Here is a 19,789-nt window from a genome sequence, read left to right as displayed (position 1 = left end):
TTTCTAATACGTTCTCATATATATTATACCCTTTTTCATAAGAGAAAACAAATTTATCTGTCTAATTTTCATTCTAAGCAATTTTAATTCTAAATGACCGAAAATATTATTAGGATAAAAAAACTCTTAAAAAGCATTTTAAAACGGAAATTGATATTTTCTTGAGAAAAAAGGGGCCTGATTTGGCAGAAATGACGAGTAGCGTTTAACTAAAAAACAATTAGGGGTAACTCAAAGACAAACGAAGAGGGCGCGCAATGAAGAAAAGTAGCTTGTAGAGGTCTGAGCGTCGTTTTAAGCAACGTAAACTTCTTTCACTAGGAAATATTCATAAAAAAATGAACAGCCCTTAAACGAAAAATTAAAGGGCTTTTTTCTTTATCCACGAAAAAAAGGCAGAATTTATTCGTCAAACGATAGTTCAAACATTCACAATCATATTAGCGTAAAAGCTATTCTAGTTTTAAAAAGCTTATCTAGCAGCGTTTATCGGCTTTAAACAGACGACAAAAAAGAACCTTCGGCGATCATAGTGATTTTCCGAAGGTCTTTTTTAAACATGATTAATTTGTACGAACCGGTGTAATTAGTTGAATGAAATCTAGTTCTGTTTCGGTTGGCTCCAATGTAAACGGACGAATTGGAGAAAGGAATTTCACGGTAATATTCATATCGCCAAACGCTCGCAACGCATCTTTCATATAATCTGGGTTGAAAGAAATATCCAACGCTTCACCAGAAACATTTTCATAGTTTAAAGCTTCTTCGACTTTTCCAATTTCAGGTGAATTTCCATATAAAACAACAGAATCTGGTGAAATTGAAAGGCGAACAATATTGTTACGTCCTTCATGAGAAAGTAAAGAGGCACGTTCGATTGCTGAAAGCAATTCTGGTACATAAAATTCAATTTGCGTGTTATGGCTAGTTGGAATTAAACGGTTGGTATCAGGATAATTTCCTTCTAACAAACGAGAATAGAAGTACATTGTTTCTGTTTTAAATAGCACTTGGTTTTCCATAATGCTGATTTCAACCATTTCTTCTTCATTGGTTAATGAACGAGAAAGTTCAGTTAAACTTTTTCCTGGAATTACAATGTTAAAGTCTTCTACTGCTTGTTCTGTCGGGATCACACGTTGACTTAAACGATGTGAATCTGTCGCAACGGCAAGTAATTTTTGATTTTCTAAAATAAAGTGAACCCCAGTTAAAATTGGACGACTTTCGTGCATCGATACAGCAAAACCTGTTTCACTAATAATTTTTGTCAATAAATGAACAGGTAATTTCATTTGGTTTTGAGTATCAATTACTGGTAAGTGCGGATAATTATCCGCATCTAATCCATTAACCGTAAAATCAGCTTTTCCTGAAGTAATTGCAACTTGATTGTTATCTAGAACTTCCATTGTGAACATATCTTCTGGTAATTTACGAATAATTTCGCCAAAGAAACGAGATTGTAAAACGATGCTACCTGTGCGTTCAATGGTCATTTGAGCTTTTTCATCGTCTTTACTTAAAAAACTTTCAATTGAAATATCCGCGTTACTCCCAGTAAGTGATAAGCCATCTTCTGATAACACAATTTTAACACCTGTTAAGATTGGAATCGTTGTTTTAGAAGAAATTGCTCGTTGAACAGTTTGTAATTCTTGTAAAAAGACACTTCGTTTGACCGTTAATTTCATAATGTAAACTCCTTTTTAAGTATTTTCAATACGTTCTAATTTTGTACGCCACTGTTTTGTATATTATATATAAATAAATAATAAAAGTAATAGGGCATGTTGATTCTGTGGAAAAGTCAAAAGAGCATTGATTTTACTAAGTTATCCACTTGTGTATAAGTTGTGGATAACTTTGTTCTTTTTTGTTTAGTTTTCCACATCCTAAGAGTTCAATAAATTTTTAATTTCACTGACTTCTTTTTGAATCGCTGGATCTTTTTCCAATAATTGCTGAATCTTTTCGTGCGCATGAATCACCGTTGTATGATCTTTGCCGCCAAATTCGGCACCAATTTTTGGCAAGGAATTGTCGGTCATTTCTCTAGCAAGATACATTGAGATTTGACGAGGAACCACAATTGTTTTCACCCGTTTTTTCCCTTTTAAATCTTTAAGAGGCACATGATAATATTTGGATACTTCTTCTTGAATTTGTAAGATGGACAATTGATTTTTACTACCAACTGATTTTAGAGATTTCAAGGCGTCCGCCGCTAAACTAGTGGTAATATCTTCTCCATTAATAGTTGCAAAGGCTTGAACGCGGACCAAAGCACCCTCTAATTCACGGATGTTGGAATCAATTTGACCAGCGATATAACTTAGTGTATCATCCGGAATTTCTAAACGCTCGGCATCTGCTTTTTTGCGCAAAATTGCAATCCGTGTTTCTAAATCAGGCGGGGTGATATCGACAGACAAACCCCAAGCAAAGCGAGAAACTAATCGTTCAGGTAATTTTGGAATATCATTCGGCGGGCGATCACTTGTTAAAACAATTTGTTTATTTTCATTGTAAAGATCGTTGAAGGTATGGAAAAATTCTTCCAATGTTGCTTCTTTTTCCGCCAAAAATTGAATATCATCGACTAATAATAAGTCAACATTGCGATATTCTTTCCGAAATTGTTCGGATGTCTTTGTTTGAATTGAGTTGATAAATTCATTCGTAAACGTTTCGCTACTAACATATTTGACTTTGGCATCTGGTTGATTCACTAACATTTGATGACCAATAGCATGCATCAAATGGGTTTTCCCTAACCCTACACCACCATAGAAGAAAAGGGGATTGTAAATCGAACCTGGATCCTCGGCAACAACAAGCGCTGCAGCATGAGCCATTTGGTTTCCTTTACCAATAACGAAGGTGTCGAAAGTGTACTTAGGATTAAGCATCGCTTTTTTACTTTGTTCACTAAAAACAACTTCTTCTTCGGCAGGTTCTTCGAGTTCTTGTGCCAGTGCTGCGTCTTTTTCATCGGCAACAACAAAATGGGGCATCACTTCTGCACCGGTCAATTTAAATCCAGTTTCGACAATTTTTGCCGAAAGATTTTTTTCCCAGTAATCACGATGAACTGCAGAAGGGACTTCTAGCCACAATTGATTATTGTCTAATTTCAAAGGGCGTGTGGTTTTAATCCAAGCATCAAAACTTGGCGCCGACAAAATCGCTTGATAGGCTTCTTCAAGGCTATGCCAAAAACTTTCCACGTCGGGCATACAGTGACCTCCTATATGTTTAAATTTTGGTTATCTAAAAAATGTGGATAACTTAAAAGAATGAGCATAGTCGATTTTAGCATTTTTTTAAAACTTTTTCCACAAGCAATTGTTCAATGTGGAAAAAAAGTACACAAGGGTGAAAAAAGTTTCCCACAGGGTGTCGACACTTGCGGAAGAAAGTGGTTGCTGAATGAGTTATCCACAAAAAGTTGAGAATAATTAAGCTTGACACAATCATGTTTCAAGAACTTATCAACAGATAAAAAAATACCTGTGCAAAACTTTTTAACAGGTTGTTTTTTTGTGTAAAACTAGTGGAAAAATGGCTGTGAACAGAAAAAAATGTGGAAAACTATCCACAAGCTACTCACAGGAAAATTTAATTTGTGGATAATTGAAACGAATCTTTCTCAGGAAATATTTCTTAAATTTTATTGACAAAAGACCCCATTACTCGTTATACTATCAAAGTATGTCTATATATTGATGGATAGTTACAATTTCAGGAGGTGTAATTGCATGAAAAGAACGTATCAACCAAACAAACGTAAACGCCAAAAAGTTCACGGATTCCGTAAACGTATGAGCACTAAAAATGGCCGTCGCGTATTAGCAAGCCGTCGTCGTAAAGGTAGAAAAGTTATTTCTGCTTAATGATGGTCTGGTCTTTTAAACAGTCAATTTCTAAGAACCCTTAGTTATCTCCATAATTTTTTGGAAGATGTGAAGATAACTAAGGGTTCTTTTTCTGTTTTCAATAAAAGAAAGCAGGATTCTATAGAAAAGGCTACTAAAAAAGAGCGGAAATATGCTATTATTATTAAGAAGTAAAAAAATATAGAAACAAAGGGATGCCGATGAAAAAGTCCTACCGTGTCAAGAAAGAAAAAGAATTTCAACAGGTGTTTAATAAAAAACAATCTTGTGCAAATCGTCGTTTCGTGGTGTACGTTTTAGAGAAACCACAACAAGCCCATTTTCGAGTGGGGATTTCTGTTGGGAAGAAAATTGGAAACGCGGTCACAAGAAATGCTGTGAAGCGGAAAATCCGCGCGAGTTTATTTCAATTAAAAGACCGTATCTCTCCAGAAATTGATTTTATCGTGATTGCACGTCCAGGATTGGAAAAATTATCGTCTGAAGAAGTGAAAGCTAATTTAACACATGTGTTAAATTTAGCTAAAATATTAGATGTAAGAGAGGGAATTGAGTAGTGAAGAAGTATAAGCGCTTATTATTAATGGCTGGGTTAGTGACCTTAGTCTTTGTTTTATCCGCCTGCGGAACCGCGCCCGTAAGTGAAAGTAGTACAGGAATTTGGGATCGATACATTGTTTATTATTTTGCCCAAGCGATTAAGTTCCTATCATTAGGCGGCAGTGTCGGAATTGGGATTATCCTATTTACGTTAGTCATCCGGATTATTTTATTGCCGTTGATGCATTTCCAAACGAAGAGTATGCGTAAAACACAAGAGTTGCAACCTCAATTAAAGGCCTTGCAACAAAAATATTCTTCAAAAGATCCTGAAACACAACGCTTATTCCGAGAAGAACAGCAACGTTTGTATGCAGAGAATAATGTGAATCCTTACATTGGCTGTTTACCACTGTTGGTTCAACTACCAATCATGATGGCTTTGTATCAAGCCATTTCACGCGTGCCTGAGTTAAAAGAAGGAACGTTCTTGTGGTTAAGCCTCGATAAGCCGGATCCGTATTTAATTTTACCGATTTTAGCGGCTGTCTTTACGTTTGCTAGTACGTATCTTTCAAGTATGAGCCAACTAGAAACAAATGCCTCACTGAAAATTATGAATTACGTTATGCCAGCGATGATCTTCTTTATGGGGATTTCATTAGCCAGCAGTTTATCTCTTTACTGGGTGGTCTCAAATGCCTTCCAAACAGGGCAAACATTGTTATTAAACAACCCATTCAAAATCCGTAAAGAGCGGGAGGAAGCAGCACGTCAAGCCAAAGCACGGGAGCGAGCGCTTGAACGAGCAAAAAGTCCTAAGAAAAAAGGGAAGAAAAAATAAAGGAGGTCGTTCAGATGCCGATTTATGAAGGAAATACAATCGAAGAAGCAACGCAGAAAGGCTTACAAGCACTTGGTTTAACCAAAGAGGATGTTACAATTGATGTGTTAGACGAAGGAAAAAAAGGATTTTTAGGTCTAGGAAAAAAACTTGCCCAAATTTCAATGGAACCAACGATTAGTGAGCAAGTCACAGAAGCGGTCGAAGAAACAGTGGAAGATATTGTTGTTGCCGATGAAGCAAAAGCAGTGGAAGAAGCAGTTGAGGAATTAACCGAAGCAATTCCTAGTCTCTCAGAGGAATCAACACATTCTTTAGAAAATCTGGAAGACGAAGCTGCTATTACTGAATTAGCGATGTATTTAACGAATATTTCAAATGAACTGAACGCCCCTGCCATGGTTCGCATAGCGCGCGAGAATGGCAATATTATCTTCCATTTAGAAACAGAAAAACAAGGTATCTTAATTGGAAAACACGGAAAAGTGTTAAATGCGTTACAGTATTTAGCGCAAGTCTTTATTCACCGCATTGCAAGCAATAAGCTATCGATTGTTGTGAATGTCGGAAATTATCGTGAAAAACGTCATGAAATTTTGGAACGTTTAGCGAAACGCACCGCGGAAAAAGCCAAACGCACTGGGCGGCCAGTCTTCTTGGAACCAATGCCGGCTTTTGAAAGAAAACAAATTCATCACACGCTAAGTAAAGATGAGCAAATCAAAACCCATTCTGAAGGGGATGAACCTTATCGGTATTTAGTGGTTGAACCAGTTAAGAAGTATTTTTAAACAAACAAAGAAACGTTGGCAACTCTCAGCAGGGACTGAATAGTTGCCAACGTTTCTTTGTTAAATGATTTTTTAGCCGTCTCCGTTTCTTTTTTTATGTTATGATAATCAGTAATTACTCCAGTAGTAAATTCAAATGAAAAAGTTTTGTAAAGAGACGTAGGGGGAGCAACAGGTATGCGTACGGAGAAAATACTGGTTGTAGATGATGATGCAGCAGTTCGTCGCTTGATTTGGAAAGCATTACAATCAACAGGTATTCTTATTTACCAAAGTGAATCAATTGAAAAAACAAAAGATATTGTGTCCAGAGTTACCTTTGATTTGTTCATTTTAGATGATAACTTGGAACATGACAGCGATGGTTACTACTTAGTCCAAATGATTAGAGAGAAATATCCACTAGTGCCAATTATCTTTTTTAGTAGCAAAAAAGAAGAAGAGGATATCATTGCAGCCTTGGAAATGGGCGTGGATAGTTATATAACGAAACCTTTTTCCTTGAATGTTTTTAAGGCTCAGGTGATTGCTTCGTTGAATCGAGCTCGAATGATTCGAAAACAATTGAATGTTTATAAAAAAGAAGAGCTACAGGTAGGCGATTTCCGTTTTGATTATGGTCGTTATCAACTATTTAAAAAGGATTTACCTATTTCATTGTCTTCGAAAGAAGTTCAATTAATTCAATTTTTTCTGGAGAATCCCGAGCAAGTATTCTCTAAAGAACAAATTTACAGCAGTGTTTGGGGTACTGGGGATGTCGATGCGAATACGATTATGGTTTTTATTAATCGTTTACGAAGTAAATTAGAAGAAAACCCGAAAGAACCTTGTTACCTTCGGACCGTTTGGGGCATTGGTTATACCTTTACGCCAGATGGTTGCGTACAAAAAAAATGAAAAAAGGCCCGCAGTTGCACGAGCGACTGCGGGCCTTTTTTGATTATTCAATTTGTCGACGTTCCATTTCTTTCAAAATAAATTGAAGCGAACGATTTAGATGTTCATGGGTTAAAAGTGTGATCTGGTCAATATTCTTTGTTTTCATTCCGCGGAAAATTAACCAATGTTCTTCTAGGGCAATACTACGACGTTCTGAGGCACGAATCGCAATATCTCTGAAATAGATTAAGTAAGCATGGAGATCAGTCACAATTTTTTTTAAACGTAGCATCTGACTCTTAGTATAAATAAAGGAATTAAAATCTGAAAAGTTCTGTAGTAAGTCATCTACTTGGTTATTTTTATTGTATTGTTCTCCTTCGAGAAGTAAGGCTTCCAATTCATCAAAATCTTCTGGTGTCATGAGTTCCATGGCTTTAATGGTTGCTAAAGTGTCCAAAGATTTACGAATATCATAAATTTCATAAGCATCTTTCATACTAATCCCTTTAACCACGATACCCACCATAGGTATATGTTCCACCAATTGTTCTTTGACCAATTCTTGTAAAGCAAAGCGAATGGGCGTCCGACTAATGTTTAATTGCTCGGAAAATTCTTTTTCGTTAATCCGTTCACCTGCAGGAATATCCCCTAAAATAATGGTTTTTTTAAAGGCTTCGTAGGTACAAATTTTTAGAGGTTTACTGCTGGTTAAATCTAAGTTCCGTTTTACTGCTTCAACCGTTGGATTCATATGAGGCACCTCCCTATAGGTTATTTTTATAGATAATAAATATAATATTAAAAATGAAAATATAACGCAAGAAAAGACAAAATGAAAAGAAAACCGAGGAGAAAAGGCACTCCTACGGTTTCAGCGACGACGTTTAATTTTGTGGAATAAATAAAGGCATGTGACCTAAAGCAACAATTGTAACAACGAAAATAACGAAAATTCCTAAGGCATATTTTGCTGATTCTTTTTGCCATTGGCCCATATCTAAACCAGTTAAACGTAATAGCAAGTAAATAAATGCCACTAATGGACTTAATAAGTGGAACGCTTGCCCCATTAAGGAAGCTAAAGCCATAGACATATTGTCAAATCCATAAGAACGTCCAGCTTCTGCTAGGACTGGTAAGACACCGAAATAGAAACCATCGTTTGAAATAAAGAATGTTCCTGGTGCTGAAATGAACGCAATCACTAAGCCCCAAGCGCCGGCTAATTGTTTTGGAATAATATTAACAAAGCTATTTGCTAAGGCATTGGCCATACCAGAACCTTGGAATAAGCCCATGAAGACGCCAGCAGCAAAAACTAAGATAACTACTTGCACAGCATCACCAGCATTTGCACTGATACGGCTGCTTTGATCTTTTAATTTTGGATAGTTAATCATTAAAGCGATACAAGTACCAACTAGGAATAATAATAACGGTGGCATTTCAATCCACGAAGGCAAACCTAATTGACCAACGAATGAACTTAGGACTAACCAACCGATTAAGACAATCGTTAAAATACCATTGAACGCAAAATTCTTTGGACGACGAATTTCTAATAACTCAGGATCGTTAACAATAGTCATTTCTTCCAATTCTTTATCAGTAAGCGTTGTCACGCCTAAGCGAGCACGTTCTTTTTTCCCCATGCGATAAGCAACAAAGAAGATAACATACAATACAGATAAAATCATACCAGGTGCTAAATAAGAAAGAATGTCGGCATCAACTTCTAGTACGGCCATGGCACGAGCTGTTGGACCGCCCCAAGGTAATAAGTTCATAATGGTGTTTTGTAAGATAACAAGCACACCTAAATTCATCAATTTCATATTAAGTTTTTTGTAGATGGGAATAAACGCAGAACAGCAAATCAAGGTTGTAGTTGTTCCATCTCCGTTTAAGGAAACAGCAGCAGCAACTACCGCAGTAGCCATCAAGACTTTCATTGGATCGCCTTTAGCAAAGTAAATCATTTTTTTAGTGATTGGGTCAAACAAACCAGCATCCAACATAATAGAGAAGTAAAGAATGGCAAATAATAACATAATACCAGTTTTTGAAGTAGTTGAAATCCCATCTAAGACGAAATTCCCAATGTTGACTTCAGGGACAACACCGTCAGCACCAGGTGGCGGACTCGCTACTCCAGTTGCAATTGCAATCAAAGTAAAAATAAGAGGAATAATTACTAAAGATGTAAACGGTGACAATTTCTTTTTCATGATTACATACATAAAGATGATAATCATACCATAAGCTAAAATAGTGAGTAACATGTTTTTCTTCCTTTCTTTTTTAGAACTTTTTTGTAAGCGTTAACAACCGGTGTTAATAAAAAAGAATAGCCATGAGAAATGTTTCACAGTATTCTGGTTTACAACAAAAAATATTTTTTGTGTTTGTCTATAGTGTGAGAATATACAAACTTTCGCAGAGAATAAATAGCCTAAAACAAAAAGAACATCAAAAAAACAATTCAACAATCAAATTCTTATTAATAACTTAATATAATATTAATAGAATCTTAACGGCTGATAAATGCTTATATACCAATGTTTACAGAGTTTTTTTCACAAAATAAACAATAAAAGAACAATCTGAGCTAGTGTTTTCACTAGGTTTTTTAACGGTTTTTTCTATAATGAACGTATACCAAGAATTAGTGAAAGGAGAGACAATATGGGCCTATTTAAGTCCTTATTCAAGAAAGAGCAACACACGCAGGATACCGAGATTAATGAAAGCGTTATCCAACGTGAAGCGGATAACTTGGAAAAGCGATGGATAGATATACCAGCATATATTCCTGCTGAGCCAAAAGAATATCAATTGGTAAGTATTGTGGCCACTGCCATCGCAGCAGGAGAGTTTCCAGAAAGTCGTTTTGTTATCAAAAAAATCGCAAAACGAAATCCAGAAGCAAAAGAAGTTGCCATTATTGCAGCCAGTATAGCTGCAGAGCTTTCAGAAGAGTCTCAGCTAGTTGTCAAAAGAATTTCAAAACAAAACCTTGAGGAGGATCATTATGTTACGCAAATTTAAAATTTCAATTGATGGGAAAGAATATTTAGTCGAGATGGAAGAAATCGGTGGCGTCCCACAACCAGCACCTGTTGCGCCACAACCAACAGCGCCAGTTGCTACGACAGAAACACCAGCCCCTGCTGTTGAAGAAGCCCCAGCGCCAGCAGCACAGCCAGCCGCCCCAGCAGGAGCAGATGCAATGCCTGCGCCAATGCCAGGAACTGTGTTAAAAGTATTAGTCAATGTTGGTGATACGGTGTCTGAGAACCAACCATTGTTAATTTTAGAAGCAATGAAGATGGAAAATGAAATCGTTGCAGGAAAAGCAGGTACGGTAACAGGAATTCATGTTACCCAAGGCCAAATTGTGAATCCAGGGGAACCATTAATAACAATTAACTAGAATTAATTTAAGAAGAGGAAGTGATTTGTGTGGAGACACTGATTCAAGGTGTTATAGGAATGGGCCAAGAACCAGGACGCATTGTGATGATGCTGATTGGTGGACTATTAATGTATTTAGGAATAAAAAAAGAATATGAACCAACACTTTTAGTGCCGATGGGTTTAGGAACGATTTTAGTGAACTTTCCTAATTCCGGCGTATTGAGCGCTGGCGGCGAGCCAGGTCCGTTTAATGTTCTTTTTGATTTTGGAATAAAAACAGAGTTATTCCCGTTATTATTATTTATTGGGATTGGGGCAATGATTGATTTCGGGCCATTGTTACAAAATCCGTTTATGTTGATGTTTGGTGCCGCTGCACAGTTTGGGATTTTCTTTACAGTTATTATGGCTGTTTTATTAGGTTTTGATTTAAACGATGCTGCTTCGATTGGGATTATTGGTGCCGCTGATGGTCCAACGTCTATTTTCGTAGCAAATACCTTACATTCAAAATACATGGGGGCCATAATGGTTGCCGCTTACTCCTACATGGCGTTAGTTCCGATTATTCAACCAGTAGCGATTAAAGCAGTGACGACGAAAGCCGAACGTCGTATCCGTATGACTTATCGGGCCGGTGAAGTTTCTCAAACAGCAAAAATTCTTTTCCCGGTTGTTATTACGATTGTCGCAGGGTTAATTGCGCCGGTGTCATTACCATTAGTTGGTTTCTTAATGTTTGGGAACTTATTAAGAGAATGTGGCGTTTTGGACCGCTTATCCATTACAGCTCAAAATGAATTGGTAAATATTATTAGTATCTTGCTAGGACTATCTATTTCCGTTAGCATGAACTATGCAGAGTTCTTAAAAGTCGATACGTTGATGGTTATTGGCTTAGGGTTAGTCGCCTTTATTATGGACTCAGTCGGCGGCGTGCTTTTTGCTAAATTCTTGAATTTATTTAGAAAAGAAAAAATCAATCCAATGATTGGTGCTGCGGGTATTTCCGCTTTCCCAATGTCTAGTCGGGTCATTCAAAAAATGGCTACAGATGAAGACCCACAAAACTTTATTTTAATGCATGCTGCTGGTGCCAACGTTTCAGGACAAATCGCTTCTGTAATTGCTGGTGGCTTACTATTAGCCTTTTTAACATAGGACGGAAAGGAGAACGAATACATGTCTGTTAACATGGAAGATTTAAAAATTGCTTTTGAACTGTTAGGTTTTGGTTGGGGCGGCGTTTTCGTTGTTTTATTTATCATTTATCTAGCATCTAAATTACTAACAAAATTATTTCCAATTAAAAAATAAAGGAGGTTATTGCTGTGAGCAGCGTATATACAATGAAAAGAATCTGGTTGCAAAAAGATAAAAAAGCTTATCAAGCTTGGCGCGAATTAATGGAAAAAGCCGAATTGCAAACGACAGAAGCACTTGATTACACCGTTGGCATATATGATGACACAGCATTAATCGCCTCTGGCTCGCTTTCAGGCAAAACGATTAAGTGCGTGGCCGTTTGTAAAAAATATCAATCTGAAAATTTGTTAACCCAATTGGTGGTTCATCTACTTGAAAAACTGAGAGAAGAAAACCAATTACACAGTTTTTTGTATACAAAACCAAAAAATGAACAAATTTTTCAGTCGCTAGGCTTTCAAAAAGTGGTTGCGAATCAAGAGGTGCTATTTATGGAGCAAGGCAAACCAGATTTTGCCGATTATCTTGATTACCTGACACAGCATAAAAAAGCAGGGCCAGCCAGTAGCATTGTCATGAATGCAAATCCTTTTACGAAAGGCCATCAGTACTTAGTCGAAAAAGCAGCCAAAGAAAGTCCGCACGTTTATGTGTTTGTTTTATCTGAAGATAAATCGCTGTTTTCAAAAGAAGCACGTTTCGCAATGGTGCAAAAAGGGGTCGCCCATTTACCCAATGTGACAGTCCTATCTACAGAAGATTACTTAGTTTCGTCTGCGACTTTTCCTACCTATTTTTTGAAAGAAAAAGCGCCATTAGAGGTAGCTGCAATTCAAGCAACGCTTGATGCAACGTTATTTAAAGAAAGAATTGCGCCAATACTTGAAATTCAGCAACGTTATGTGGGAGAAGAGCCTTATTCAGAAGTGACCGATGTCTACAATCAAGCAATGCAACAAGTTTTCGGACAAACGATAACGCTAACCATTGTCCCGCGATTAGCGAGTGATGGAGAGCTGATTAGTGCGACGAAAGTTCGCAAAGCGATGGCTGAAGGCGACAAAGAGACACTCAAGAAGTTTTTACCAGCAACAAGTTATCAATACTTAGTAGAACACAAGAAACTAATGAGGTGAAGAAAGTGAAGATTATCAAAAATGCTACTGCAGGGACAGTAGAATCAAGTGATATTATGATTACCGTCCAACCCATTGAATCAACAGAAAATACCATTGAATTAGAAAGTAGTGTCGAAAAACAATTTGGCAATCAAATTCGTCAGGTGATTACGACAACTTTGGAACATTTAGATGTCCAAGGCGTTGCGGTCAAGGCGATTGATAAAGGGGCATTAGATTGTACAATCAAAGCTCGGATGATTACAGTTTTACATCGAGGCGCTGAAAAAGAAACGTATGATTGGAAGGAGTTGGACTCATGGAACGTTTAAGAAGAACAATGATGTTTGTCCCTGGAGCGAACGCGGCAATGCTAAGAGATGCACCTTTGTATGGGGCAGATTCAATCATGTTTGATTTAGAAGATGCAGTTTCATTAAAAGAAAAAGACTCTGCCCGTGTTTTAGTCCATTCTGCTTTGAAAACTTTCGATTATGGCAATATTGAAATTGTTGTTCGGATCAATGCTTTAGATGCTGGTGGTGCAGAAGATATTGAAGCAATGGTCTTAGCTGGTGTCGATGTGATTCGTTTACCAAAAACAGAAACAGCCCAAGATATCATTGATGTCGAGGCAGTCATTACAGAAGTAGAACAGCAAAATGACATTCCCGTAGGAACAACGAAAATGATGGCTGCCATCGAATCGGCCGAAGGTGTTCTAAATGCGCCCGCGATTGCCAAAAGTTCAACTCGCTTGATTGGCATCGCGTTAGGCGCCGAAGACTATGTTACCAATATGAAAACACGGCGCCATCCAGATGGCCAAGAACTATTCTTTGCTCGTAGCATGATTTTACATGCCGCTCGAGCAGCTGGGATTGCAGCTATTGATACGGTCTATTCAGATGTAGACAATACGGAAGGCTTTGAAGCCGAAGTTCGTTTGATTAAACAGCTAGGTTTCGATGGGAAATCGGTGATTAACCCTCGTCAAATCCCATTAGTTAATACTATTTATGCGCCAACAGAAAAAGAAATCCAGAATGCTAAGGAAGTAATCTGGGGCATTCGGGAAGCCGAAGCAAAAGGTTCCGGTGTTATCTCCGTAAATGGAAAAATGGTTGATAAACCAATTGTTGAACGAGCTGAACGGGTCATTGCGTTAGCATTGGCGGCTAAATTAATTACCGAGGAGGAAATATAGACATGGTAGTAAATAAAGTAGGCAAAGACATTCCTCAATCTTATGCAGAGCAATACGGCATTTATGAAGGAGAATTAGCACACATTGATGCTTATCAAGAAGCGAGCCGAGCAATTAAACCAGTGAAACCTCGGGAGACAAAACTTTTAGGAAGTATTCGTGAAGCAATTGAAAAAACAGGGTTGAAAGATGGCATGACCATCTCTTTCCATCACCATTTCCGTGAAGGAGACTATGTGATGAATTTAGTTTTAGCCGAGATTGCCGCCATGGGGCTGAAAAACATTTCGATTGCACCTAGTTCAATTGCAAATGTTCATGAACCTTTGATCGAACACATTAAAAATGGAGTAGTCACCAACATTACTTCTTCAGGTTTGAGAGATAAAGTAGGCGCCGCTATTTCAGCAGGTATCATGGAAAATCCTGTGGTGATTCGTTCACATGGTGGCCGGGCACGGGCAGTAGCAGCAGGCGATATCCATATTGATGTAGCTTTCTTAGGTGCACCAAGTTCAGACGCTTATGGAAATGCGAATGGAACCAAAGGAAAAGCTACCTGTGGTTCTCTTGGATATGCGATGGTCGATGCAAAATATGCGGATCAAGTGGTCATCATTACTGACACATTAGTACCATATCCTAATACCCCTATCAGTATTCCACAAACAGATGTTGATTATGTGGTAGAAATTGATGCAATTGGTGATCCAGATGGAATTGCCAAAGGCGCAACACGTTTTACAAAGAATCCTAAAGAATTATTGATTGCTGAATATGCCGCAAAAATAATTACACATTCTCCTTACTACAAAGAAGGCTTCTCATTCCAAACAGGAACAGGTGGCTCTTCACTAGCAGTTACGCGGTTCATGAGAGAACAAATGCTTAAAGATGGCATTAAAGCAAGTTTCGCTTTAGGCGGAATTACGAATGCAATGGTGGAACTTTTGGAAGAAGGCTTAGTAGAAAAAATTATTGACGTCCAAGACTTTGATCATCCATCAGCTATTTCTTTAGGGGAAAATGCCAATCATTATGAAATTGATGCCAATATGTATGCTTCACCGCTTAGCAAAGGGGCGGTTATTAATCAATTAGACACAGCTATTTTATCTGCTTTAGAAGTGGACACAGATTTTAATGTAAATGTCATTACTGGTTCAGATGGTGTCATCCGTGGTGCTTCTGGCGGACATTCCGATACAAGTATGGCTTGTAAAATGAGTCTAGTGATTGCACCACTTGTTCGTGGACGGATCCCAACAATCGTTGAGCAAGTAAATACAGTCGTTACACCAGGTACGAGTGTCGATGTCGTAGTAACAGAAGTCGGCATTGCAATCAATCCAAAAAGAACAGACTTAATTGATTGTTTTAAAACCTTAGATGTTCCTCAGTTTACGTTAGAAGAGTTGAAAGACAAAGCCTACAACATTGTTGGCACCCCGGAACCAATTAAATATGGAGACAAAGTTGTTGCGTTAATTGAATACCGAGATGGTAGTCTAATTGATGTGGTACGCAATGTTTAATGGGGAAAAAGTAACACTTTTAGAGATGTTGGATGCTCGCGAACAAAGAGCTGCCACACAGAAGGAGTTGTTAGAAACAGCACCAGAAGCTAGTCTCTTATCTGCCACAATGAATATTCCTGGAGAAGTGAAAAATTCGCCCACCTTAACGGCTGTTTTTTTAGAAGTAATTGACGAAGTCGAGCAACAATTGCTGGATCAAGTACCGATTGTTAATTTTTACCGGAATGAAAAGACAGGTCCTGAATATTATTTGGCGGTTTCGTTAGCCCCGCAAGAGTTAAAACAAAGAATGGTCAAAATTGAAGAAACACATCCTTATGGTCGTTTAGTGGACCTAGATGTTTTATGGGGAAATGAGGAACTAAAAAGCCTTCATCGAGGAGATTTAGGCTTGCCACCACGGCGCTGTTTTATGTGCCAAGAAGAGGCGAAAGTCTGTGGACGAAATCGACGTCACAGTCTTGAAGCAATGCAAGAAAAAATAACAGAAATAATTTTGACACGAAAGGAGCAGCCAAGTGAGTAAAAAAATTCGTTTTACAGAAACGGTGCTACGGGATGGACAACAAAGTTTAATTGCAACACGGATGCCAACCTCAGATATGCTGCCGATTATTAAAACAATGGACGAGGCAGGATTTCATGCATTAGAAATGTGGGGCGGGGCAACGTTTGATTCCTGTGTCCGCTATTTAAACGAGGATCCTTGGGAACGTCTTCGCCAAATTCGCAAAGAAGTTAAAAATACCAAACTTCAAATGTTATTACGAGGACAAAATTTACTAGGATATCGTCATTACGCTGATGATGTGGTGCGGGCCTTTGTCGAAAAATCAGTTGAAAATGGGATTGATATTATTCGTATTTTCGATGCCTTGAATGATGTCCGTAATTTACAAACAGCAATTCAAACAACAAAAGAAGCTGGCGGACACTGTCAAGCAGCGATTTCTTATACTACGAGTGAAATTCATACCATCGATTACTTTGTAAAATTAGCCAAAGAATTAAGTCAAACAGGAGCGGATTCCATTTGTATTAAGGACATGGCAGGCGTTTTGACGCCACAAACGGGTTTTGAATTAGTGAGCAAAATGAAAGATGCCATTGATTTACCTTTAGAGGTGCATACGCATGCGACTAGTGGTATTTCTGAGATGACCTATTTAAAAGTTGCTGAAGCAGGTGCGGATATCATCGATACAGCTATCTCTTCTTTCGCTGGCGGTACGAGTCAACCAGCCACAGAATCTGTAACCATTGCGTTAGAAGATTTAGGCTTTGAAACAGGTTTAAATATGGAAAAAGTAACAGAGATTGCTGACTATTTCAATCCGATTCGTGATCGCTTTAGAAGTGAAGGCATTTTAAACCCTAAAGTTAAAGATACGGAACCGAAAACCTTGATTTATCAAGTGCCTGGTGGTATGTTATCAAACTTATTAAGTCAATTAACGGAGCAAGGTTTACAAGACAAATATGAAGAAGTTTTAGCTGAAGTACCTAAAGTAAGAGCGGATTTAGGGTATCCACCACTAGTTACGCCGCTTTCACAAATGGTCGGAACACAAGCTTTAATGAATGTGATTTCTGGGGAAAGATATTCCTTAATACCGAATGAAATCAAAGATTATGTGCGCGGAGAATACGGTAAATCACCAGCACCTATCGCAGAAGAGATTAAGCAAAAAATCATTGGGGATGAAGAGGTAATCACTTGTCGACCAGCGGATTTATTGAAACCAGAGTTGCATAGTTTAGAAAAGGAAATCCAACAATACGCAAAATCTGAAGAGGATGTCCTATTATATGCGATGTTCCCACAACAAGGAAAAGACTTTTTAGGACGTCGCGAAGATCCTTTTTACGATGTACCGTTACAGAAAGTGACAGTCAAACTTGACTTGCCAGAATAGAACGGGCAAGTGCTCCGCAAATGTATAAAGAAGCAAGGGTTTGAGCGACGATAACGGTTGTTCAAACCCTTGCTTCATCAAATAGAAAAAAGGCAGCCCGTGAAAGGAAGTGACAATGTGTTAGAAGAAGTTCTAGCAATTCATCAAAAAAATATTGGTGTGCTAAGTCTTGAAGCAACAGAAGCGGTGTTAAACCATCATGATTTAGCCAAAATGTATACACCTGGTGTCGCAGAATTGAGTTTAATGATTGCCCAAAATCATGAATTAGCGCGCGAGTGGACCATTAGTGGTAAGTTAATTGCGGTTATTACAGATGGGTCAGCTGTTCTGGGTCTCGGCAATATGGGCACGCAAGCGGGCTTGCCAATTGTTGAAGGCAAAGCTTTACTTTATAAAAATTTGGCGGGGGTCGATGCTATTCCTTTAGCACTGGAACAAAAATCAGTGGATGAGATGGTTCAAACAATTGAAAATTTACAAAATAGTTTTGCAGGAATCCATTTAGAAGATATTTCTGCACCAAAATGTTTTGAAATTGAAGAAAAACTTCAACAACGTTTGAACATTCCTGTGTATCATGATGACCAAGAAGGCACAGCCATTGTCGTTTTAGCTGGGCTAATCAACGCAGCCAAAATTAAAGGAAAACCTTTAAATGAATTGCGTGTGGTGATTAACGGAGTTGGTGCTTCTGGTGTAGCGACCGCTAAGTTATGTATTCAAGCGGGAATTACGCATCTCACCTTAGTAGATCGCCAAGGTGTTTTAAGAGAAGAAGACCCGACATTGAATCCTTACCAACGTGCTTTGCTTCGACAGGTAATAAAACCATCAGTAGAAAACAAAGATTTAGCCACCGCTGTCGTCAATCAGGATGTTTTTTTAGGCTTATCAGAAGCGGATGTGCTAACGCCAGCCCTGATTAAATCAATGAACCAAGACCCAATTATCTTTGCTTTAGCAAATCCTAAACCAGAAATTGAACCAGCCCTCGCCCAAGCCAATGGTGTCCGTTTATTAGCAACTGGTTCTTCCAAATATCCGAATCAAGTGAACAACATTTTAGCTTTTCCAGGTCTTTTTAAAGGGTTATTGGCAGCGAAAGGCAGAAAAGTCGATGTCGGTTTGCAAATGACAGTAGCACGAAGCTTGGCCGCTATGATTTCAGAACCCACAGCAGAAAAATTCATACCTAATGTATTTGATGGCGGCGTAGTTGACACGGTTTTTAATGCTGTACTAGACTATATAAAACAAGAAAAGGCCACGGCAGAAGAAGGGACGTAAAAGGCAATGACAAAGCAAGCAAGGAGTAAATTAGCGCAGCAAGCACAATTGGCACTACTCTATGAAGTGACCTGTTTAAATAAACCAGGCTTGGTGGATCCAGTCGATGCAGGCGCCCATCAAGATATGGATGTTTTCACTTTTTTAGAAAGTAGTGTGGTTTTGACTCCTTATTTTGAAACCTTCGTTCAAGCTGGGACAGAGCTACGTCATTTGCCGATTGAGGCAACATTTCGCGCGATTCGACAAGTTGGTTTAGAAGCAGAACGAGCGATGTTTGAGGCAACAGAAGGTATCAATACACATAAAGGAGCGATTTTTTCTCTAGGTATTTTTTTAGCTGTCTGTGGTCGTCTAATGATTTGGGAGACCCCTTGCACCTTACAATTGTTTCAACAAACGCTTCAAACAATGACGCAAGACTTACTGGCCGACTTTGAAAACCTCGCTACGAATGAGCTAGAAAAACTAACTTGGGGTGAACGACTATTTGTTCAGCATGGCTTGACTGGAATCCGTGGTGAGGCGCAACAAGGTTATCCCGCTGTCTTTGAACAGGGAGTGCCTTATTATCAAAAACATCAAGGCACACAACAACAAAAACTCATTGATACGCTCCTTTATTTATCGCTCTATGTTGAGGATACGAATTTGATTAAACGAAGTCAAAATGTCCAAATTTTTGAAATATATCAACCGTTAATCCAGGAATATTTTGCTTTAGGGGGGACACAAACGTTACGGGGAACCCTTTGCTTAGAAAGATTGAATCACTTATTCAAAGAAAAAAATTGGAGTATTGGTGGCAGTGCAGATGCTTTAATTTTGGTGGTGTTTTTAGATAAACTAATGAAATTAAATTGGCTGACCCCTTAATTAAAAAGATAGTTACAACGCTGATTTGGTCAGTTATTTTGACCTTATATGCCTATGGAAAGGTCTCAAGAGAATTCAAGAAAGCGATTGACAAATACCACGAAACACAGTATATTTTATTACGAAATCATTCTTATCAGAGTATACAAATACGATGATAAACAGTTGAAGCGAATCTTGATTTGCTTTTCCTAAACCTGATTCTTTTAGAATCAGGTTTTTGTTTATCTAAAAGGCGGCATTCGTTCAAAAACGGCTG

The 19,789-nt window shown here is 38.2% G+C and carries 21 protein-coding genes; 17 read left to right on the top strand and 4 right to left on the bottom strand.

The window, feature by feature from the left end; genetic code table 11:
• Window positions 1–563: 563 nt before the first annotated feature.
• Both dnaN and dnaA read right to left on the bottom strand, forming a co-directional pair.
• Complete coding sequence (gene dnaN, locus IGI80_RS03565; RefSeq protein ID WP_002356014.1) at window positions 564–1,694, bottom strand: DNA polymerase III subunit beta; 1,131 nt, start codon at window positions 1,692–1,694, stop codon at window positions 564–566.
• A gap of 201 nt (window positions 1,695–1,895) precedes the next feature.
• Entirely contained in the window at window positions 1,896–3,239 is a 1,344-nt protein-coding gene (dnaA, locus tag IGI80_RS03560) for a chromosomal replication initiator protein DnaA (RefSeq protein ID WP_002356013.1), read from the bottom strand.
• A 522-nt stretch (window positions 3,240–3,761) separates the two neighbouring features.
• Between dnaA and rpmH the strand changes: the two genes are divergently transcribed.
• The 5 genes from rpmH (at window position 3,762) to IGI80_RS03535 (ending at window position 6,974) form a co-directional block, all read left to right on the top strand.
• On the top strand, window positions 3,762–3,896 hold the full coding sequence (gene rpmH / locus IGI80_RS03555; protein ID WP_002356012.1) for a 50S ribosomal protein L34: 135 nt from the start codon (window positions 3,762–3,764) through the stop codon (window positions 3,894–3,896).
• Window positions 3,897–4,099: 203 nt separating this feature from the next.
• The gene (gene rnpA, locus IGI80_RS03550; protein ID WP_002356011.1) at window positions 4,100–4,456 is read left to right on the top strand and encodes a ribonuclease P protein component; all 357 of its coding nucleotides are present in this window, start codon (window positions 4,100–4,102) and stop codon (window positions 4,454–4,456) included.
• Window positions 4,456–5,283 (top strand): YidC/Oxa1 family membrane protein insertase, encoded by an 828-nt coding sequence (locus tag IGI80_RS03545; protein WP_002356010.1) that lies wholly within the window; start codon window positions 4,456–4,458, stop codon window positions 5,281–5,283. Before rnpA ends, IGI80_RS03545 begins: the two co-directional genes overlap by 1 nt.
• A gap of 14 nt (window positions 5,284–5,297) precedes the next feature.
• Complete coding sequence (gene jag, locus IGI80_RS03540; RefSeq protein WP_002356009.1) at window positions 5,298–6,074, top strand: RNA-binding cell elongation regulator Jag/EloR; 777 nt, start codon at window positions 5,298–5,300, stop codon at window positions 6,072–6,074.
• Between the two features lie 177 nt (window positions 6,075–6,251).
• Window positions 6,252–6,974, top strand: coding sequence for a response regulator transcription factor (locus IGI80_RS03535; RefSeq protein WP_002363545.1), 723 nt, complete (start codon window positions 6,252–6,254; stop codon window positions 6,972–6,974).
• A gap of 43 nt (window positions 6,975–7,017) precedes the next feature.
• On the opposite strand, the gene IGI80_RS03530 is transcribed toward IGI80_RS03535, so the two are convergent.
• Both IGI80_RS03530 and IGI80_RS03525 read right to left on the bottom strand, forming a co-directional pair.
• A complete protein-coding gene (locus tag IGI80_RS03530; protein WP_002356006.1) occupies window positions 7,018–7,713 on the bottom strand; it encodes a GntR family transcriptional regulator in 696 nt (231 codons plus the stop codon).
• A 133-nt stretch (window positions 7,714–7,846) separates the two neighbouring features.
• Window positions 7,847–9,244 carry a CitMHS family transporter gene (locus tag IGI80_RS03525; RefSeq protein ID WP_002356005.1) on the bottom strand — a complete coding sequence of 466 codons (1,398 nt, stop codon included), beginning with the start codon at window positions 9,242–9,244 and terminating at the stop codon, window positions 7,847–7,849.
• Between the two features lie 403 nt (window positions 9,245–9,647).
• On the opposite strand from IGI80_RS03525, the gene IGI80_RS03520 reads away from it, so the two are divergent.
• From IGI80_RS03520 to citG, 12 genes are all read left to right on the top strand, one after another.
• Window positions 9,648–10,010, top strand: coding sequence for a hypothetical protein (locus IGI80_RS03520; protein WP_002356004.1), 363 nt, complete (start codon window positions 9,648–9,650; stop codon window positions 10,008–10,010).
• Window positions 9,994–10,395: an acetyl-CoA carboxylase biotin carboxyl carrier protein subunit gene (locus tag IGI80_RS03515; RefSeq protein ID WP_002363547.1), complete on the top strand. Its 402-nt coding sequence runs from the start codon at window positions 9,994–9,996 to the stop codon at window positions 10,393–10,395. The genes IGI80_RS03520 and IGI80_RS03515 overlap by 17 nt, the downstream gene beginning before the upstream one ends.
• Window positions 10,396–10,424: 29 nt before the next feature.
• Window positions 10,425–11,540, top strand: a complete 1,116-nt coding sequence (locus IGI80_RS03510) for a sodium ion-translocating decarboxylase subunit beta (protein ID WP_002383526.1) — start codon at window positions 10,425–10,427, stop codon at window positions 11,538–11,540.
• Between the two features lie 21 nt (window positions 11,541–11,561).
• Complete coding sequence (locus tag IGI80_RS03505) at window positions 11,562–11,696, top strand: OadG-related small transporter subunit (RefSeq protein ID WP_002356001.1); 135 nt, start codon at window positions 11,562–11,564, stop codon at window positions 11,694–11,696.
• 32 nt (window positions 11,697–11,728) lie between these two features.
• Complete coding sequence (citC, locus tag IGI80_RS03500; protein WP_002359207.1) at window positions 11,729–12,721, top strand: [citrate (pro-3S)-lyase] ligase; 993 nt, start codon at window positions 11,729–11,731, stop codon at window positions 12,719–12,721.
• A 5-nt stretch (window positions 12,722–12,726) separates the two neighbouring features.
• On the top strand, window positions 12,727–13,035 hold the full coding sequence (citD, locus tag IGI80_RS03495) for a citrate lyase acyl carrier protein (RefSeq protein WP_002355999.1): 309 nt from the start codon (window positions 12,727–12,729) through the stop codon (window positions 13,033–13,035).
• Window positions 13,023–13,910 carry a citrate (pro-3S)-lyase subunit beta gene (gene citE / locus IGI80_RS03490; RefSeq protein WP_002355998.1) on the top strand — a complete coding sequence of 296 codons (888 nt, stop codon included), beginning with the start codon at window positions 13,023–13,025 and terminating at the stop codon, window positions 13,908–13,910. Before citD ends, citE begins: the two co-directional genes overlap by 13 nt.
• A gap of 2 nt (window positions 13,911–13,912) precedes the next feature.
• Complete coding sequence (gene citF / locus IGI80_RS03485) at window positions 13,913–15,445, top strand: citrate lyase subunit alpha (RefSeq protein WP_002355996.1); 1,533 nt, start codon at window positions 13,913–13,915, stop codon at window positions 15,443–15,445.
• Entirely contained in the window at window positions 15,438–15,974 is a 537-nt protein-coding gene (citX, locus tag IGI80_RS03480) for a citrate lyase holo-[acyl-carrier protein] synthase (RefSeq protein ID WP_002386428.1), read from the top strand. Before citF ends, citX begins: the two co-directional genes overlap by 8 nt.
• A complete protein-coding gene (locus IGI80_RS03475; RefSeq protein ID WP_438722685.1) occupies window positions 15,967–17,364 on the top strand; it encodes an oxaloacetate decarboxylase subunit alpha in 1,398 nt (465 codons plus the stop codon). Before citX ends, IGI80_RS03475 begins: the two co-directional genes overlap by 8 nt.
• Before the next feature lie 117 nt (window positions 17,365–17,481).
• Window positions 17,482–18,654, top strand: a complete 1,173-nt coding sequence (locus IGI80_RS03470; RefSeq protein ID WP_002363552.1) for an NAD(P)-dependent malic enzyme — start codon at window positions 17,482–17,484, stop codon at window positions 18,652–18,654.
• Between the two features lie 6 nt (window positions 18,655–18,660).
• Window positions 18,661–19,530 carry a triphosphoribosyl-dephospho-CoA synthase CitG gene (gene citG, locus IGI80_RS03465; RefSeq protein WP_002359201.1) on the top strand — a complete coding sequence of 290 codons (870 nt, stop codon included), beginning with the start codon at window positions 18,661–18,663 and terminating at the stop codon, window positions 19,528–19,530.
• Window positions 19,531–19,789: the final 259 nt, after the last annotated feature.

The organism is Enterococcus sp. DIV1420a, assembly GCF_051712165.1.
Classification (GTDB): domain Bacteria; phylum Bacillota; class Bacilli; order Lactobacillales; family Enterococcaceae; genus Enterococcus; species Enterococcus faecalis.
This window is presented reverse-complemented; position numbering and strand designations above follow the sequence as displayed.

Coding starts and splice junctions, on each gene's coding strand:
- rpmH (WP_002356012.1), top strand. CDS start 3,762: ATGAAAAGAACGTATCAACCAAACAAACGTAAACGCCAAAAAGTTCAC.
- citX (WP_002386428.1), top strand. CDS start 15,438: ATGTTTAATGGGGAAAAAGTAACACTTTTAGAGATGTTGGATGCTCGC.
- IGI80_RS03505 (WP_002356001.1), top strand. CDS start 11,562: ATGTCTGTTAACATGGAAGATTTAAAAATTGCTTTTGAACTGTTAGGT.
- IGI80_RS03520 (WP_002356004.1), top strand. CDS start 9,648: ATGGGCCTATTTAAGTCCTTATTCAAGAAAGAGCAACACACGCAGGAT.
- citE (WP_002355998.1), top strand. CDS start 13,023: ATGGAACGTTTAAGAAGAACAATGATGTTTGTCCCTGGAGCGAACGCG.
- IGI80_RS03535 (WP_002363545.1), top strand. CDS start 6,252: ATGCGTACGGAGAAAATACTGGTTGTAGATGATGATGCAGCAGTTCGT.
- citC (WP_002359207.1), top strand. CDS start 11,729: ATGAAAAGAATCTGGTTGCAAAAAGATAAAAAAGCTTATCAAGCTTGG.
- dnaN (WP_002356014.1), bottom strand. CDS start 1,694: ATGAAATTAACGGTCAAACGAAGTGTCTTTTTACAAGAATTACAAACT.
- IGI80_RS03525 (WP_002356005.1), bottom strand. CDS start 9,244: ATGTTACTCACTATTTTAGCTTATGGTATGATTATCATCTTTATGTAT.
- citG (WP_002359201.1), top strand. CDS start 18,661: ATGACAAAGCAAGCAAGGAGTAAATTAGCGCAGCAAGCACAATTGGCA.
- dnaA (WP_002356013.1), bottom strand. CDS start 3,239: ATGCCCGACGTGGAAAGTTTTTGGCATAGCCTTGAAGAAGCCTATCAA.
- IGI80_RS03515 (WP_002363547.1), top strand. CDS start 9,994: ATGTTACGCAAATTTAAAATTTCAATTGATGGGAAAGAATATTTAGTC.
- IGI80_RS03530 (WP_002356006.1), bottom strand. CDS start 7,713: ATGAATCCAACGGTTGAAGCAGTAAAACGGAACTTAGATTTAACCAGC.
- rnpA (WP_002356011.1), top strand. CDS start 4,100: ATGAAAAAGTCCTACCGTGTCAAGAAAGAAAAAGAATTTCAACAGGTG.
- citF (WP_002355996.1), top strand. CDS start 13,913: ATGGTAGTAAATAAAGTAGGCAAAGACATTCCTCAATCTTATGCAGAG.
- jag (WP_002356009.1), top strand. CDS start 5,298: ATGCCGATTTATGAAGGAAATACAATCGAAGAAGCAACGCAGAAAGGC.